The 14,555-nt window shown below is 53.0% G+C and carries 15 protein-coding genes; 4 read left to right on the top strand and 11 right to left on the bottom strand.

All coding sequences use genetic code 11. The features are described from left to right. Positions 1-24 precede the first annotated feature (24 nt). A complete protein-coding gene (locus LPW40_RS05430) occupies positions 25-1,131 on the bottom strand; it encodes an iron-containing alcohol dehydrogenase (RefSeq protein WP_230821214.1) in 1,107 nt (368 codons plus the stop codon). A 93-nt stretch (positions 1,132-1,224) separates the two neighbouring features. Beyond that, positions 1,225-2,727, bottom strand: coding sequence for an N-acetylglucosamine-specific PTS transporter subunit IIBC (nagE, locus tag LPW40_RS05425; protein ID WP_230821213.1), 1,503 nt, complete (start codon positions 2,725-2,727; stop codon positions 1,225-1,227). 126 nt (positions 2,728-2,853) lie between these two features. Here nagE and nagA point away from each other — a divergent pair, with 126 nt between their 5' ends. Beyond that, positions 2,854-4,011, top strand: coding sequence for an N-acetylglucosamine-6-phosphate deacetylase (nagA, locus tag LPW40_RS05420; protein ID WP_230821212.1), 1,158 nt, complete (start codon positions 2,854-2,856; stop codon positions 4,009-4,011). Positions 4,012-4,388: 377 nt separating this feature from the next. Here nagA and LPW40_RS05415 read toward each other — a convergent pair whose 3' ends face one another. Together LPW40_RS05415 and LPW40_RS05410 are read right to left on the bottom strand one after the other, a co-directional pair. Continuing rightward, on the bottom strand, positions 4,389-4,706 hold the full coding sequence (locus LPW40_RS05415) for a hypothetical protein (RefSeq protein WP_230821211.1): 318 nt from the start codon (positions 4,704-4,706) through the stop codon (positions 4,389-4,391). A gap of 25 nt (positions 4,707-4,731) precedes the next feature. Then, on the bottom strand, positions 4,732-5,037 hold the full coding sequence (locus LPW40_RS05410; protein WP_097040123.1) for a thiamine-binding protein: 306 nt from the start codon (positions 5,035-5,037) through the stop codon (positions 4,732-4,734). 93 nt (positions 5,038-5,130) lie between these two features. On the opposite strand from LPW40_RS05410, the gene LPW40_RS05405 reads away from it, so the two are divergent. Further along, positions 5,131-5,325 (top strand): hypothetical protein, encoded by a 195-nt coding sequence (locus LPW40_RS05405; RefSeq protein WP_230821210.1) that lies wholly within the window; start codon positions 5,131-5,133, stop codon positions 5,323-5,325. A gap of 280 nt (positions 5,326-5,605) precedes the next feature. Here LPW40_RS05405 and LPW40_RS05400 read toward each other — a convergent pair whose 3' ends face one another. The 6 genes from LPW40_RS05400 to LPW40_RS05375 all read right to left on the bottom strand — a co-directional run bounded on the left by LPW40_RS05400 (position 5,606) and on the right by LPW40_RS05375 (position 11,186). Further along, a complete protein-coding gene (locus tag LPW40_RS05400) occupies positions 5,606-6,478 on the bottom strand; it encodes a DNA-3-methyladenine glycosylase family protein (RefSeq protein ID WP_230821209.1) in 873 nt (290 codons plus the stop codon). Then, the gene (locus LPW40_RS05395) at positions 6,475-7,344 is read right to left on the bottom strand and encodes a M23 family metallopeptidase (RefSeq protein ID WP_230821208.1); all 870 of its coding nucleotides are present in this window, start codon (positions 7,342-7,344) and stop codon (positions 6,475-6,477) included. Before LPW40_RS05395 ends, LPW40_RS05400 begins: the two co-directional genes overlap by 4 nt. 62 nt (positions 7,345-7,406) lie before the next feature. Continuing rightward, entirely contained in the window at positions 7,407-8,327 is a 921-nt protein-coding gene (locus LPW40_RS05390; protein ID WP_230821207.1) for an ABC transporter substrate-binding protein, read from the bottom strand. Positions 8,328-8,413: 86 nt separating this feature from the next. Further along, a complete protein-coding gene (locus LPW40_RS05385; protein ID WP_230821206.1) occupies positions 8,414-8,812 on the bottom strand; it encodes a PH domain-containing protein in 399 nt (132 codons plus the stop codon). 38 nt (positions 8,813-8,850) lie between these two features. Beyond that, the gene (locus tag LPW40_RS05380) at positions 8,851-9,417 is read right to left on the bottom strand and encodes a VanZ family protein (protein ID WP_230821205.1); all 567 of its coding nucleotides are present in this window, start codon (positions 9,415-9,417) and stop codon (positions 8,851-8,853) included. After that, positions 9,414-11,186 (bottom strand): ABC transporter ATP-binding protein, encoded by a 1,773-nt coding sequence (locus LPW40_RS05375; protein ID WP_230821204.1) that lies wholly within the window; start codon positions 11,184-11,186, stop codon positions 9,414-9,416. Before LPW40_RS05375 ends, LPW40_RS05380 begins: the two co-directional genes overlap by 4 nt. A 79-nt stretch (positions 11,187-11,265) precedes the next feature. On the opposite strand from LPW40_RS05375, the gene LPW40_RS05370 reads away from it, so the two are divergent. Together LPW40_RS05370 and LPW40_RS05365 are read left to right on the top strand one after the other, a co-directional pair. Next, the gene (locus LPW40_RS05370) at positions 11,266-12,165 is read left to right on the top strand and encodes an ABC transporter ATP-binding protein (RefSeq protein ID WP_230821203.1); all 900 of its coding nucleotides are present in this window, start codon (positions 11,266-11,268) and stop codon (positions 12,163-12,165) included. After that, the gene (locus LPW40_RS05365; protein ID WP_230821202.1) at positions 12,158-13,360 is read left to right on the top strand and encodes an ABC transporter permease; all 1,203 of its coding nucleotides are present in this window, start codon (positions 12,158-12,160) and stop codon (positions 13,358-13,360) included. Before LPW40_RS05370 ends, LPW40_RS05365 begins: the two co-directional genes overlap by 8 nt. Positions 13,361-13,777: 417 nt before the next feature. Here the strand turns inward: LPW40_RS05365 and nagB are convergent, their stop codons facing one another. Beyond that, entirely contained in the window at positions 13,778-14,500 is a 723-nt protein-coding gene (nagB, locus tag LPW40_RS05360; protein WP_230821201.1) for a glucosamine-6-phosphate deaminase, read from the bottom strand. Positions 14,501-14,555 lie beyond the last annotated feature (55 nt).

Raw genomic sequence — 14,555 nt, 5'->3', positions numbered from 1 at the left:
CTATTTTCGGTCATTATACCAGATTTACTTCTGACTTAAAAATCTGAACACTTCCGCCTGCTCCGGCTGTGCGATGTTGTTCTTCATATCCGCCGCAGCAAATCCCCGCTCTATGATCTCTTCGATACCGCTATGTCCGATGCCGAGATCTTCGAATGTCACCGCAAGGCCCGTCGCAAGCTTCAGTTCATCCAGATGCCTGTTCAGATCCCGGGCATCACTGAACCCAATCATCTCCGCATGTGCATCAAGCTTCGGGTTCGCACCTGAATTGATGATGTACCAGTCGCCTGCGGTGAGCGCACAGGCCTCCCCGTGGGGTACCCCGTAATGGGAAGTCATATAGTAACTCAACGCATGCGACCCCGAGGTGCCGGTCTGTGAAACCGCGAGGCCCGCCATCAGGCTTGCGGCCGCCATGTTCTCCCGCACCCCGTTGTTCATTGGTTCATGGTATGCACGCTCAAGATTTTCAAATGCAAGCTTGGCAGCCGAAACGGCGAGCGCATCCGATATCGGATTATGGGCGGCCGATCCGAGGCAGTCCAGTGCGTGGCAGATGACATCGATGCCCGAGACCGCAGTGACCGCAGCCGGACATGTCAAAGTCAGCTCCGGATCCACGATTGCGGCCTTGGGATACAGCCCCTCTCCGGTGAGCGGCACTTTCAGGCTGTTCGCCTCATCACTGATGACGCTCACCGGCGTCACTTCGGACCCGGACCCGCTCGTCGTCGGAATGGCGACCACCGGCAGGCTCACCTGAAAATCCGTCCGTTCCAGCAGACGATCGATATCGATGCTCTCCAAATAAACCGCTGCGGCCGCCTTTGCGGCATCCATCACTGAACCGCCGCCGATTGCGATCAGGCAGTCCGCTTCATTCGCCTCCATCACGCGGGCGATGCGCCGGACGTCTTCAAGCGTCGGGTTCGGCGTGATATTGGTCACCACATCTTTGACATCGTCCCCGAGCTGCGACTTCACAAGGCGGTCGAGCCCGTTGTCGATCTGGGAAGCCGACATGACGATGACGTACGATGAAAAATTATAAGGCCTGAGCATATCTTCCAGTTCCGAGAATACGCCCTGCCCGAAATGTATCCTGACGGGATGCTGATATGAAAACATGATGTACCTCCCCTTTTCTTTAAATATCATACTACCACCTTTACCCGTCCGTCCGATGAAAAAAGCACCCCTGAAAAGAGGTGCTTCATGAATCTACAGCATTTTCTTCATTTCTTCTGCGACATGTTCGACTTCTGTGCCGACGACGACCTGGATGTTGTTTTTGCCCGGTTTCGCAATGCCGTGCACTCCTGCCGCCTTGATCTGCCCCTTGTCCACTTTCGATTCATCGTGGATATTGATGCGGAGGCGCGTCGTGCAGTAGTCGACCGTGTCGATGTTCTCCTTACCGCCGAGACCGATCAGGATCTGATCTGCCTTACGCGTGTATTTATCATCTGCATTTGAAGGCCGGACCGTATCCTCATCCCCGTCATCCGCTGTTGCACCTTCGGTGCTCAAAACCGCGTCATCGCGCCCCGGCGTCTTCAAATCAAGCGCCGGGATGAGCGCCCTGAAGATGACATAGTACAGGATGAAGAAGAACACACCCTGCACGAGGAGCATCCACGGCTGGTTTGCGACCGGGTTGTTCAGGCTGAGCACCATATCGACGAGGCCTGCGCTGAATCCGAATCCTGCGGTCCATTCGAACGTTGCCGCGATGAACATCGAAATCCCGGTGAGCAGCGCATGGACGACGTACAGGAGCGGTGCAAGGAACATGAATGAAAATTCAAGCGGCTCCGTCACCCCGGTCAGGAAAGCCGTAAGTGATGCCGTGAGCAAAAGCGACCCCGCCGCCTTCTTATATTTCGATTTTGCGGTGTGGTACATCGCAAGTGCCGCACCCGGCAGCCCGAACATCATGATCGGGAAGAATCCTGCCTGATAACGGCCGGTGATACCCTGTTCACCCGATCCCGACAGGAAGTTCGGGATATCGTTGATGCCGACGGTATCCCACCAGAAGATCGAGTTCAGGGCGTGATGCAGCCCCGTCGGAATCAAAAGCCGGTTCGCAAACCCGTAGATCCCCGCACCAAGCGCACCCATGTTCAATATCCATTCACCGAATGTCACAAGCGCGCCGTAAAGGAGCGGCCATACGAAAAATAAAACCAGACTCACGAAAATCATGACGAATGATGCGATGATCGGCACCGCACGGCGGCCGCTGAAGAATGCCAGATACTCAGGCAGCTTCACATCACTGAACTTGTTGTAGAGTGCTGCCGCAATGAGGCCGGTCACAATGCCAATCAGGACGTTGTTCTCGATGACCCCGAACGCTGCATTCACTTCATCCGGCGATGTGCCGGTGTACATTGCGACCGCATCCGCACTGAGCAGCGTGATGACCACAAGGAATGACACGAGCCCCGAAAGTGCCGCAGCACCGCTTTTATCCTTCGACATCCCGAATGCAAGACCCACTGCGAATATCAGCGCCAGATAGTTCAGGATCGCATTACCCGCATTGATCAGAATCGCTGCTGCAAGATTGTTCTCCCCCCAGCCGTCCGGATCGATCGCATAACCGATGCCGAGCAGTATCGCCGCAGCAGGCAGGACCGCAACCGGAAGCATGAATGAACGCCCCATGTTCTGAATGTAACGAAATGCACCTCTCCCCTTCGTACTTTTCCCCTTCATATTTCTCCCCCTCATTAAAAAATGATAAAATATGTAAAGCATGTAATCTTACCTAAATATACCACATAAAATAAAAGGGATAAATCACAATTTTATTGTGAAATTATATTTAAAAAGGAGCCTGCCATGTCTTTGCTGATCACCAATATCACACTCGTCAGCCACGAAGAGATGCTTGAAAATCACTGGCTGAAGATTGAAGGGGAGAATATTGCCGCCTCCGGACCGATGAGTGAGGTGCCGGCGGCCGCCCGGACAATTGACGGACGGGGGCGGCATCTTCTGCCCGGTGCCGTGGAGATCCACATACACGGGGCGGCCGGGGTGGATGCGATGGATGCCGATGAGAATTTTTTGAGGACGATCAGCCGCCACCTGCCTTCGACCGGCACGACCGCGTTTTTGGCCACCACGATGACTTCATGCCTTGATGACATCCGCGCCGCACTCGAAAATCTTTCGGGCTACCGGTACACAGGTGGTGCCGAGATGCTCGGCATCCATCAGGAGGGGCCCTTTATTTCCAAAGCCCATCCGGGTGCCCAGGACCCCCGCTTCATCCTGCCCCCGGATGTGGAGGCGCTCCGCGAACTGCAGAAAGCTTCCGGTGATCGGATACGCATCATGACTTATGCGCCTGAGGAGGATCCGGGATATGAATTGCTGCAGGCGATGGAAGAGCTTGCGATCATCCCATCCGCCGGCCACACGGATGCGGCATACCGCGAGCTCGAGGCTGCACACCGGCACGGACTCGCGCACATCACCCATCTGTACAACGGCATGCGCGGGCTGCATCACCGGGAACCCGGAGTTGTCGGATACAGTTTCATGGGGGATGCATATGTGGAGATCATCGCGGACGGCGTGCATTCGAATCCGGAGATGGTGAAGCTCGCCTATGACAATATCACCTCGGACAGGATGATCATGATCACCGATGCGATGCGCGCACAGGGGTTGGGCGACGGCCGGTATGACCTCGGCGGGCAGGAGGTTTTCGTCGAGGGGAGTGAGGCGCGCCTCGAGGGCGGCACCCTTGCCGGCAGCGTGCTGACGATGAAGCAGGCAGTCAAAAACATGTTTGAGTTCACCGGCTGCGGCTGGACCGACATCGTCAAAATGACCTCCTTCAACGCTTTGACATCACTCGGGATGATTGACGAGCGGGGGATGCTCCGGCCCGGCCACCCGGCGGACCTTGTGATGTATGATGAAAATAAAGATCTCATGATGACGATCGTGCGCGGGGAAGTTTATTATGAGAGCCACACGGATTCGTAACCTTTGAGGTCTTTGCGGGCTGATATTGCGATTTCGGCACCTGTTTTCGCACCTTCAGGGCAGTTTCGGGCTGATGTTGCGATTCCGCCACCTGTTTCCGCAACCTTCGGGACAATCCCGGCACAACGTTGCGATTCCGGCACCTGTTTTCGCAATCTTCGGGGCAATCCCAGGTCAATGTTGCGATTTCGCCACCTGTTTTCGCAACCTTCGAGACAATCCCGGCACAACGTTGCGATTCCGGCACCTGTTTCCGCAACCTTCGGGGCAATACCGGGTCAATGTTGCGATTTCGCCACCTGTTTTCGCAACCTTCGAAGCAGTTCCGGGCTGATGTTGCGATTCCGCGACCCGCTCGCGGACAAAATAAAAACACCCTATCCGGGTGTCTTTATTTTGTAATCATATTGTTTGAAGCGGACGGTCAAAGGGATGACGCCCAGTATATAAACGAGGATGAGGGCACCGGTCAGCATGACCGAGGTGCCCATCGGCAGCTGCAGAAGCGGGATGCCGATGAAGACGAGGAGTGCGAGCGCAATGATCGCCACATAGTCGACGATGATCGATGCAGTGGACGGTTCGATATATGATTTGCAGTCCGGGCATTTCGTCCGCGTCCTCGGTTTCAGTGCATACCCCAGCACTTTCTGCTTATACGTCCACTTATGGCCGCATATCGGACATTTCGCCATGATTCCACCCCGCTCCCCGGTTCGCTTACTCTTCGTCGTCGAACTCGTAATAATCCTTCAGGATTTCTTTGATGGAGATTTTTTCTGATGACTGGACGAGCTTGATGTTGTTGACGACCCTGGCCGCCCCATCTTCACCCAGATGACTGTTCAGTTTCTTCACAAGGTTCAACAGCTCATCGATGCTGCCCTCGACCGTCGTCTCCATCGGGCCGACAAAATGTGTAAGCCCGCTGTTCTCGATGATGTCGATGGCACTGTCCACATTTGAAAATGCTTCATTCTTATCCGGGTAGTACGGCAGTAACTGGATGCTCATAATGTAATTCATGATAAATCCTCCTATTTGGTAATGATCTCTTTAAATTTATGATAACATTATTGAAAATGGATGACTATCAATCACATGACTTTTGGAGGTTTTATGGATACTGCAGCTTACAAATGGCTCAACTTTTTACTCACCCTCATCGCAGCAATCGCAATCTACTATTTCCTGCACGACAGCATCCCCGCCCAATTTCAGATACCCCTGATGATCGGCCTCGTCATCATCGTCGTCGTCAGCCTCATCGTCGCCTTCCGGCGCGAAACGCCTGGGAATGGCAGGGATGAATAATAAAGAACACCAGTCAACCGGATGAAGCGTGACTTCCGGCGGATCGGTGTTCTTTATTTTTATCCTGAACCAGACCCATCTCCTTGATGTCCGGGGACAAAGGCGTCTTTCAAATGGTCCAGCCTCGGGAACATCTTCATCAGCGGGGAAAGCTCTTTTACAGTGATAGTATAGAGGCGGCGCAATTCCACGATGGTGTTCCTGATTCAATAGATCCTCACACACATTGGGACGGTCTGTTACAGCTCCAACAGCTCATCGCACACATCGGGACAATCCGTTACAGCGTCTCCCACATATAGAGGGTCGCGTACATGCCGAATTCGCCCCATTGGTCCGTGACTTGATCGATGTACGCCCTGGAAGGGGCGGCGTCCATGCCGTCGACGAGGCGAATCGCATTTTTGATGCCGGCATCTCCGACCGGTACGGCATTCCTGAACTTAAGCGTGCGCATCAAGACGGTATTCGCACTCCACGGCCCGATGCCCCGGTATGATGTCATATCTTTCAGCACTTCGTCATAGTCCTCAAAAGTCTCGAGGCGGGATTTCGAAAGTTCGCCTGCGTCGACGCTCTTCATCACGTCTTGTATATATTCCGTCTTCCGCCTCGAGATCTGCATCTCCCGCAGCACGTCGCTGTGAATTGCGGCGATTTCGGCTGCAGGGGGCATCAATAAAAACCGCTCCCCTTTGTATTCAAGGTGGTGCCCGCAATGTTCGATGACCCGCCGCTTCAGGACATATGCAAAACTCATCGTAATCTGCTGGCCGAGTATCGCCCATAAAAAGGCATCCTCGATTTTGACTTTGCCCACCATCCGGTAGCCACGGCGCTTTTCGACCATCCGGCCGAGGCGCTGGTCCCGGCGGGCGAACTCATAAAACGACTCCAGGTCATACCCGAGGTCCAGCCATTCGGTGCAGTACGTCCTGATGTCTTCATCAGGCACCCCTTCATTGAATAAAACTTCGACCCGCACACTGTCTTCCTTACCAGCAGTCAGTTTCATCAGCACTTTACGGCCGCCGAACCATTCGGCCTTGTAGATCGCGTCACCTTTCACCGTATAGAGGCAGTCGTCCTGACGCCGCATATACCTGAGCGTCTCTTCGAAACTGTAGGGGCCGCGCGCTTTGATTTCCATCATTTCCGGCCTCTCACAGTGTCACCCTGCACAGGCTCGCGCCCCGAGGCGAACTGGATACGGATGGAGTCGGATGCGTGCGGATCAATGCCGTCCATCACATGGAAATGGAGATGCGGCGTATCCGAGGCGCCGCTGTTGCCGCACTGTGCAATCATATCGCCGGCCGCCACTTCGTCACCCAGGCCGACCATGATCGAACGGTTCCTGAGGTGGGCCAGCAGGGAATATTCATTGTTCGCGTGCTCGATGATGACCGCGTTCCCTTCCGGCGCTTCGGTGTTCATCTCGAAAGGCGCATTATCTGCGATGCCGTCAAGCACCCGCACCACCGTGCCCGCTGCAGGGGCGGTCACCGGACTGTTGTAGGCGTAGTATGCATTCAAGTCATTGGCGTCGCCGGAATGTGCCATGCCGCCCTCTTTTCTGATGAAGTCGTAGGCATAACGCTGGTGTTTATGGGGATAATGGTAGTTCATAAAGTTGTTCGCCCCGCCCCAGAGCACAAACCATTCCCCCGTGAACGGCAGCTGGTAGCGGTTGATCGTGAGCACCCGGTCCGTCTTGAATTTTTCATAGATATCGAACTGGATACCGACAATTTCCCCCGCATCGTTGAATGCCGTGACGATCATCCGCTCCGTCCCCGAATCCACCCAGCAGAACCGTTTGATGCCCGGCTCGAGCTGCGATTGGTGCTTCAGCTGGAACCTGCCCGTGCCGTCACGGAACTCCGATGCGGCCTCCGAGAAATCGTTCATGCTCATCCGGGATTTGAATACGGAGGCCGTCTGCCTGTAGATTCTCTCAAAGTTGCCGTTTGAAAAATGATAGCCGAACTCTTCAGGATATATATTTTCAGTTGCCATATTACCACCGTCCTTAATGCTTTCATCATACATAAAAAAAGCGGACGCGTCACGGCATCCACTTACTCGAGCTTTTCAATTATAATGCCGGCCTGACCCTCCAGCGAGATGAGGTCATTGGTGATGAAATCCTCCGCTTCGACGACGAGCACACGGTCTTCCGGAATCGACAGCGCCGCCGACAATTCCGCCGCAAGGTCCCCTGCTTCAGTGTCGGGGTGTTTATTGACAAGAATATAATCCGTGCCGAGATCCCGGAGCGCCTCCGGAGTATGCTGCTCGAACGGCGCTGCCTCCCGCAGGCTGCGGAAATCGCCCGCGACATTGAAGCCAAGCAGGTCGTACATGATCTCGGTGCCGTACGCTGAAAACTCATCATAGATGAAGAACCCCTCCGCGCCTTCGACGAGCACCGCCGCTTCATGTTCAGCGGGGTCGAAGGTGAGCGCCCGCCTGTGTTCGGTCATCCGTTCCATCCAGTCATCGGTCAACGCTGCAGCCTGGTCCTGCTCACCGAGGATCACACCCATCTTGGCAAGCTGCATGAGGTAGACGCGGTCCCCGTATGAATTGAAGAATTCATCGTTGTAGTTGAGTGAAATCACCGGGGCGATTTCACCGTACTCCGCCCGGTGCATGTGCTGGCCGCTGAGGAGGATGAGGTCCGGATCGGCACTGCGCACCGCTTCAAAATCCGCCTCGCCGATGAATGCCACGTCACCCAGATGTTCATTCACAAAATGATTGCCGCGCACGCTCTCCGTCACGGCTGCGATATCCCCGTCCAGGAGATGTGCATTGAGCACATCGACCGGCCGCATCAGCACCATGCGCTCCGGATCGGCGGGGATCTCCACCTCGCCTTCGTTGTCTGTCATGAGCCGGCGCACTTCCCCGTCCCCGGATACACTTGTTTCCCTGAAATTGCTGCAGCCGGTCAGTATGAGTACACCCGCCAGCAGCATTAAAATTTTGATCTTCATAATTATGAATGCTCCTAAAAAATATCCCCTCAATTATACAATAAAAATAGGCCGGTGCATAACCGGCCTTTCGCAATTCCGCATGTTCAACGCGCTTCTTCGAAAATGTAGTTTTCATACTTCAATGCGCGCGCCCTGTGCTTGCGGTAGAACGCCAGGAACTTCTGCAGGTTTTTATCATGGGTCACGTTCATGGACACTTCAATCTTCTTACCGATCCAGAAATGGACGATTTTACCCGATAAGGCCCGGTTTTCCACGGTGACAAGTGAAATATCCGTGTACTTCAGCTGATGATGTTCGATTTCCCCGTCAGGTTTTTCTATATTGACGAATAAACGCTCCGTCGTCAGTATCAATGCACCCTGGAAGATATACCTTCCATCATTTTCAAATTCAATGGTCCCGATCAGTTCCGGACCGATGGCTTCATTTTCTGCAAGTTCAATATCCGATAGATCATATAAACTTTTGTTTTTATACATATGGCAAAACCCCCTTGTTTATAATGCATCTTCTTTTTTTAAAATCTGCTTTGTTTACCCCTTCCCGTTGTGAGAATATTATAAACAATCTGTATCTTTAAAGCAAGCACTCCGCATAACATTCCAATCACACCACCGGTGGTGTTCAGGATGACATCATCGATGTTTGAAATCCGGCCGATCGGCAGGACATACTGGAGCACTTCGATGGTGACTGAGGTGAAAAGGGACAGGAAAACCGTGAGCCCGGCCCTTCTCGTCAACATGTATGTGAAGAAGCCGAAAGGGATGAACAGTATGATGTTCAAAAAGAGCGAGTTGAAGATCGCCCTCGGGGTCGCATACTGCAGTGTTTCAATGATGCTCAAAAAAGGCGTCAGCTGCACAAGCCGGTTCGGATAATCCGTCGGCATCAGCGTGACCAGCACCATGCCCACAAGATTCACCGTAAATCCGATGTAGATGAGCAGGGTGAGTTTCCGTTTCAGGTTGTTCAGCTCGTGACCCGATGTCCTGCCGAGCAGAAGAAATACGGCCACGATGCCGATGAACAGTATGAAGAATACCGGGATGACGGGTGCAAATGCATGATAAAGCTCAATCATGTCGATACGCCCCGTTCCTGTGTGAACTGCTGATCCGTAAACGTCTTATACATGGCATGCGTCCGCATCAGTTCCGCGTGCGTGCCGCTGCCGGTCAGCCGGCCGTTCTCAATGAAGAAGATGTTGTCTGAATTGATGATCGTGCTCAGGCGGTGCGCGATCACAAGCACCGTGCGCCCTTTCATCAATTCATCCAGCGCCTCCTGGACGAACCGCTCGGAGCGTGAGTCGAGGCTTGCGGTCGCTTCGTCAAGCATCAGTATTTCAGGGTCCTTCAGGAAGGCCCGGGCAATGCCGATCCTCTGGCGCTGTCCGCCGGATAATTTGATGCCCCGCTCCCCGACTTCCGTATCGAGTCCCATTTCAAGCTCGTCGATGAATTCCGAGGCGTAGCTGCTTTCAGCCGCCCGCTCTATATCCTCTTCTGTATAATCGCCCGCTTCCAGGCCGTAGGTGATGTTGTCCCGTATGGTGCCTGAGACGATGGCACTCTCCTGGGCGACGTAGCCGATGTTTTTGCGGAGGTCATATAAAGGGATATCAGTGATGTCCTCCCCGCCGATCAATATCCGTCCCGAATCGATTTCATAATACCGCTCGATCAGTGAAAAGATCGTCGATTTGCCGCTTCCGCTCGGCCCGACGAAGGCGACCTTGCGGTTTGGTTCCGCACGGAATGAAATATTTTGAAGCACCGGTGCACCTTCGATATAGCTGAAGCTCACATCTTCAAATTCGATGCTGTTGAATCTGATGTCCTTATCCGGAAGTTCTCCTGTATCCGGTTCATCATCCATCTTCAGTATGTTAATGATCCGTTCGGTTGCCCCGAGTGCTTTATTGAACTCGGTGAAGAACATCGCGAACATGGTCATCGGCATGATGATCTGGAACAGGTACAGAAGGAAGGCCACCATCGTCCCGATCGTCATCGTGCCGTCGGCGACGCGCAGGCCGCCGTAAGCGATGATCAGAATGATGACGAACATCATGACGGTCGACATGATCGGTGAAAGCAGCGCGTTGATCGCCGCTTCCTTCATGCCGTAGTCGTAAAGCCTCTTTATCCCGCTGCGGCCGGTCTTCCTTTCATACGCTTCCCCGTTGAATGATTTCATGAGGCGGATTTCACCGAGCGTCTCCTGGGACGTGCCGGTGAACGCCGCGGTCTCATCCTGCAGCTGCCTCGATATCCTGCCCATGCGGCGTCCGAGCGGCAGGATGATGAAGAGTGAAATCGGCACCGATACGAACATGATCAGGGACATCCGCCAGTCCAGTATGAATAAAATGATCACCGCCCCGACGATCGACAGCGTGCCGTTGATCACCTGCGGGAAATGCGAGGTGATCAGGTTTTTGATGATGGCGGTATCGTTGACGAGCCGGCTGACCGATTCACCGCTTTTCGTCGCATCATAATATTTCACGGGCAGCTTCAAAAACTTATCCCACACCATTTCCCTGAGGCGTTGGATGATCGTCTGCCCGACTTTGGCCAGCACATAATATGAGACCCCGTCGAGCACGGCGCTGATCAGGAACAGGCCGATGATCGCCGCAGCGAGCCCCGCCGTGAACATCTCCGTATCGAAGCCGTCGATGAACGACTGCGTCAGAAGCGGCACGATGAGCGCACCGATCATGCCGAAGAACGACAGCACGACACCGGCGATGAAGAGCCCTTTATTCACTTCCGTCCGGTTCAGTAAAGACATGAAGTCCTTAAAGGAAGCCGACGGTTTTTTATTTTCCTTTGCATTTTCCATTATTGATTCCTCATTCTGCTTTAACTATTTGGATTGTACTCTAATATGATAAACTAAATCTATTCAGGGGGGAATAAATATGAGTCTCGTACTTTCAAATCTGACCAAGCAATTCAATGATTTCACAGCTGTGGACAATATAAATATCGAGGTGCCCCGCGGCAGCATGTACGGCTTCCTCGGCGGCAACGGCGCCGGCAAGACGACGACTTTCCGGATGCTGCTCGGCCTGCTCGCACCGACTGCCGGCACGATTACATATGACGGTGCGAAAATCGGCTATGACATGACCGATAAAATCGGCTACCTGCCGGAGGAGCGCGGACTGCATCCGAAGCTCCAGGTGGATGAGCAGATCCAATACCTCGCAAGATTGAAGGGCATGAAAAGGCAGGAGATCGACCGGCAGCTGGACTTCTGGCTTGAAGAATTCGAAGTGCCTGAAAACAAGCAGAAGAGGATAGAAAAATTGTCGAAGGGCAACCAGCAGAAGATCCAGCTGATCGCATCCATCATCCATGAACCGGAGCTGATCATTTTGGATGAGCCGTTCAGCGGCCTCGACCCCGTGAATGTGGAGATACTGAAGAAGGCGGTCAAGGAGCTGAACCGGAACGGTGCCACGATCCTTTTCAGCACCCACCGTATGGATCATGTGGAGGAACTGTGCGAAGAGCTCTGCATACTGAATAAAGGACGCCAGGTCGTCAGCGGCAACATCGATGACATCAAGGCCGACTTCGGCCAGAAAGAGCTGATCATCGAAGGGCAGCATGACATTTCATTTTTGAAGGAGTTTCCGGGTGTGCTTGAAATGAAGCAGAACAGGAACACAATTGTGATCAAGATCGCCGAGGAGAAATATGCGGAGGACATTTTCCATGAAATCGTCAAGCTCGGCTACTTCAAGCGGTTCCAGGTGAATGAACCGTCATTGAACGATATATTCATTGCGAAGGTGGGCCGCCAGTATGAATAAATTCCTGACCACTTTCCGGCATACGTATTTATCCAAAGTCAAAGCGAAATCATTCATCATCACCACGATCATCGTCATGCTGCTGATCATCCTTGCGGGGAATTTCAATAAGATTATGAATTTATTCGACGGCTCGGAAGAGATCGGGACGGTCGAGGTTGAGGCATCCGATGCATTCACGGCACAGTTCAGCGAGGTGCTCGACAGGTTCAGCGGGGAGATGAGTGTCGTCGAAAGTGATGGGGACATCGTGGTCACGGTCGAGGAGACGGTCCCCGTCAGCGCGGTCGTCGAAAGCGAGTTCAACATCAATGCCGCACAGCAGGCGGAGATCGAGCTGGCGCTTGATGAGATGAACCGGATGATGGTGATGGAGACGCTCGACCTGTCTGCAGAGGAAGCTTCGCTGATGATGGCGGAAGTCTCGGTCGACTATGAAACTTCGGTCTCCCCTGCGGAAGGTGAAGCGGAGGCCGGTGCCGAGCCGAACTATTTGAACGTCGTCATCTTCTACATCACGGTGTTCGTCATGTTCTTCATCGTCATCAACTATGCGAGCCAGATCGGCACGGAGATCGCGATGGAGAAGTCGTCTCGGGTGATCGAGATGATCGTCTCGAGCGTCTCTCCGGTGAACCATCTGTTTGCGAAGATTCTCGCAATCATCTGCGTGAGCCTGACCCAGCTGTTCTTCTTCGTCGTGACGATCATCGCGGTCATCTACCTTGTCGATATCGGGGAGCTGATTTCGGAATTCGGCCTCGAGGCCAATGACCGCACGGTGCCGATGATCATCTACAGTTTGATCTTTTTATTGCTCGGGCTGGTGCTGTACTTATCGGTGTCCGCCCTGCTCGGCTCGTTCGTGAGCCGTATGGAAGATCTGCAGCAGGCGCTGCTGCCGGTCACGATGATGTCGCTCGGCGGCATGTACCTCGGCATGTTCAACCTGTTCGATCCGGGCAACCTGCTTGTCCGCATCACCAGCTACTTCCCGTTCTTCACACCATTCGTCATGCCCCTCCGGGTTTTAGATCCGGATACGTCACATGTGACGGTGCTGATTGGCATCGTGGTCGTGCTCATCACCATCGGGATCGCCGTCTACTTCGCCGCCCGGATTTATAAGGGCAGCATACTGTCGACGGACCAGGGCATCATTAAAAATATAAAGAAATTCAATAAAGGTGAATGAATGATGGAAACCCGGGGGAGCCCGGGTTTTTATTTTTGAATTATAAGGCGATCACATGGCAATAAAAATCGCCGTGGATGAGCAGCGGGAGAATAAAACTGCTCACTCAATCTTAAAAATTACCCTATCTAAGCACCTGAAGGCCTCTGCTGTTCAGATAGTCATGAAAATCTTGCTAACCAAACACTTGAGGGCACCTGCCGTTTAGATGGCCGTGAAAATCTCGCTAACCAAACACTTGAGGGCCCCTGCCGTTTAGATGACCGTGAAAATCTCGTTAACTAAACACTTGAGGGCCCCTGCCGTTTAGATAGCCATGAAAATCCCTGCATCTGAACGGCAGGATTCAAAAGACACTCTCAAAACGACAAAAAGAAGCCGGGACAAATCCCGGCTTCTTCTCAATCATAAATAAAGTTATTCCCCTGCCGCTTCCTTATCGACGATGACGGTTACGTCATCATGTTGCTGAAGTATAGTCACAGGAATCTCCTCGGTAACTTCGCCGTTCAGCAGTGCATCGACGGCATACTGCTTTCCTTCGCCTGAGGCGAGGAAGAGGATCGATTTCGTCTCCATGATCGTCTTCAGCCCCATCGATAGGGCTTCGGTCGGCACATCTTCGACTTTTTCAAAAAACCTTGAGTTATCTTTAATCGTCAGGTCGGTCAGTCCGACGACCTGGGTCACACTGTCAAATGGAGTACCGGGTTCATTAAAACCGATATGTCCGTTGCGGCCGACGCCGAGCAGCTGCAAATCGATGCCGCCGAGGTCCTTGATCAGCTGTTCGTAATTCTCGACTTCAGCCTGAAGGTCCTCCGCCTTGCCATCAGGCAGATGTGTATTCTCCAGAGGAATGTTCACTTTATTGAAAAATTCCTCATGCATGAAATGATGGTAGCTCTGCGGGTCGCCCTCGCCGAGTCCGACATACTCATCCAGGTTCACGGTGTGGACTTTTGATAAGTCGATCTTGTTTTCATTCAGCATATCCGCCAGATATTCATACATCCTGTGGGGGGTCGAACCTGTCGCGAGCCCCAATGTGATATCCGGTTTATTTTTTATAGCCTGATAAATAATTTCTGCAGCTTCTTTACTCATGGCGTCATAATCGTGTGCTTTAATGACCTTCATAGTAAACCTCCAATCAATCGTTTCGTATAATAGTACTATATCAGGAAGTTGTCTA

Source organism: Salinicoccus halitifaciens (genome assembly GCF_021026095.1).
Lineage (GTDB): Bacteria > Bacillota > Bacilli > Staphylococcales > Salinicoccaceae > Lacicoccus > Lacicoccus halitifaciens.
This window is presented reverse-complemented; position numbering and strand designations above follow the sequence as displayed.

Coding starts and splice junctions, on each gene's coding strand:
- nagE (WP_230821213.1), bottom strand. CDS start 2,727: ATGAAGGGGAAAAGTACGAAGGGGAGAGGTGCATTTCGTTACATTCAG.
- LPW40_RS05405 (WP_230821210.1), top strand. CDS start 5,131: ATGGATACTGCAGCTTACAAATGGCTCAACTTTTTACTCACCCTCATC.
- LPW40_RS05395 (WP_230821208.1), bottom strand. CDS start 7,344: ATGGCAACTGAAAATATATATCCTGAAGAGTTCGGCTATCATTTTTCA.
- LPW40_RS05400 (WP_230821209.1), bottom strand. CDS start 6,478: ATGATGGAAATCAAAGCGCGCGGCCCCTACAGTTTCGAAGAGACGCTC.
- LPW40_RS05385 (WP_230821206.1), bottom strand. CDS start 8,812: ATGTATAAAAACAAAAGTTTATATGATCTATCGGATATTGAACTTGCA.
- LPW40_RS05390 (WP_230821207.1), bottom strand. CDS start 8,327: ATGAAGATCAAAATTTTAATGCTGCTGGCGGGTGTACTCATACTGACC.
- LPW40_RS05375 (WP_230821204.1), bottom strand. CDS start 11,186: ATGGAAAATGCAAAGGAAAATAAAAAACCGTCGGCTTCCTTTAAGGAC.
- LPW40_RS05365 (WP_230821202.1), top strand. CDS start 12,158: ATGAATAAATTCCTGACCACTTTCCGGCATACGTATTTATCCAAAGTC.
- LPW40_RS05410 (WP_097040123.1), bottom strand. CDS start 5,037: ATGAATTACATTATGAGCATCCAGTTACTGCCGTACTACCCGGATAAG.
- LPW40_RS05370 (WP_230821203.1), top strand. CDS start 11,266: ATGAGTCTCGTACTTTCAAATCTGACCAAGCAATTCAATGATTTCACA.
- nagA (WP_230821212.1), top strand. CDS start 2,854: ATGTCTTTGCTGATCACCAATATCACACTCGTCAGCCACGAAGAGATG.
- LPW40_RS05430 (WP_230821214.1), bottom strand. CDS start 1,131: ATGTTTTCATATCAGCATCCCGTCAGGATACATTTCGGGCAGGGCGTA.
- nagB (WP_230821201.1), bottom strand. CDS start 14,500: ATGAAGGTCATTAAAGCACACGATTATGACGCCATGAGTAAAGAAGCT.
- LPW40_RS05380 (WP_230821205.1), bottom strand. CDS start 9,417: ATGATTGAGCTTTATCATGCATTTGCACCCGTCATCCCGGTATTCTTC.
- LPW40_RS05415 (WP_230821211.1), bottom strand. CDS start 4,706: ATGGCGAAATGTCCGATATGCGGCCATAAGTGGACGTATAAGCAGAAA.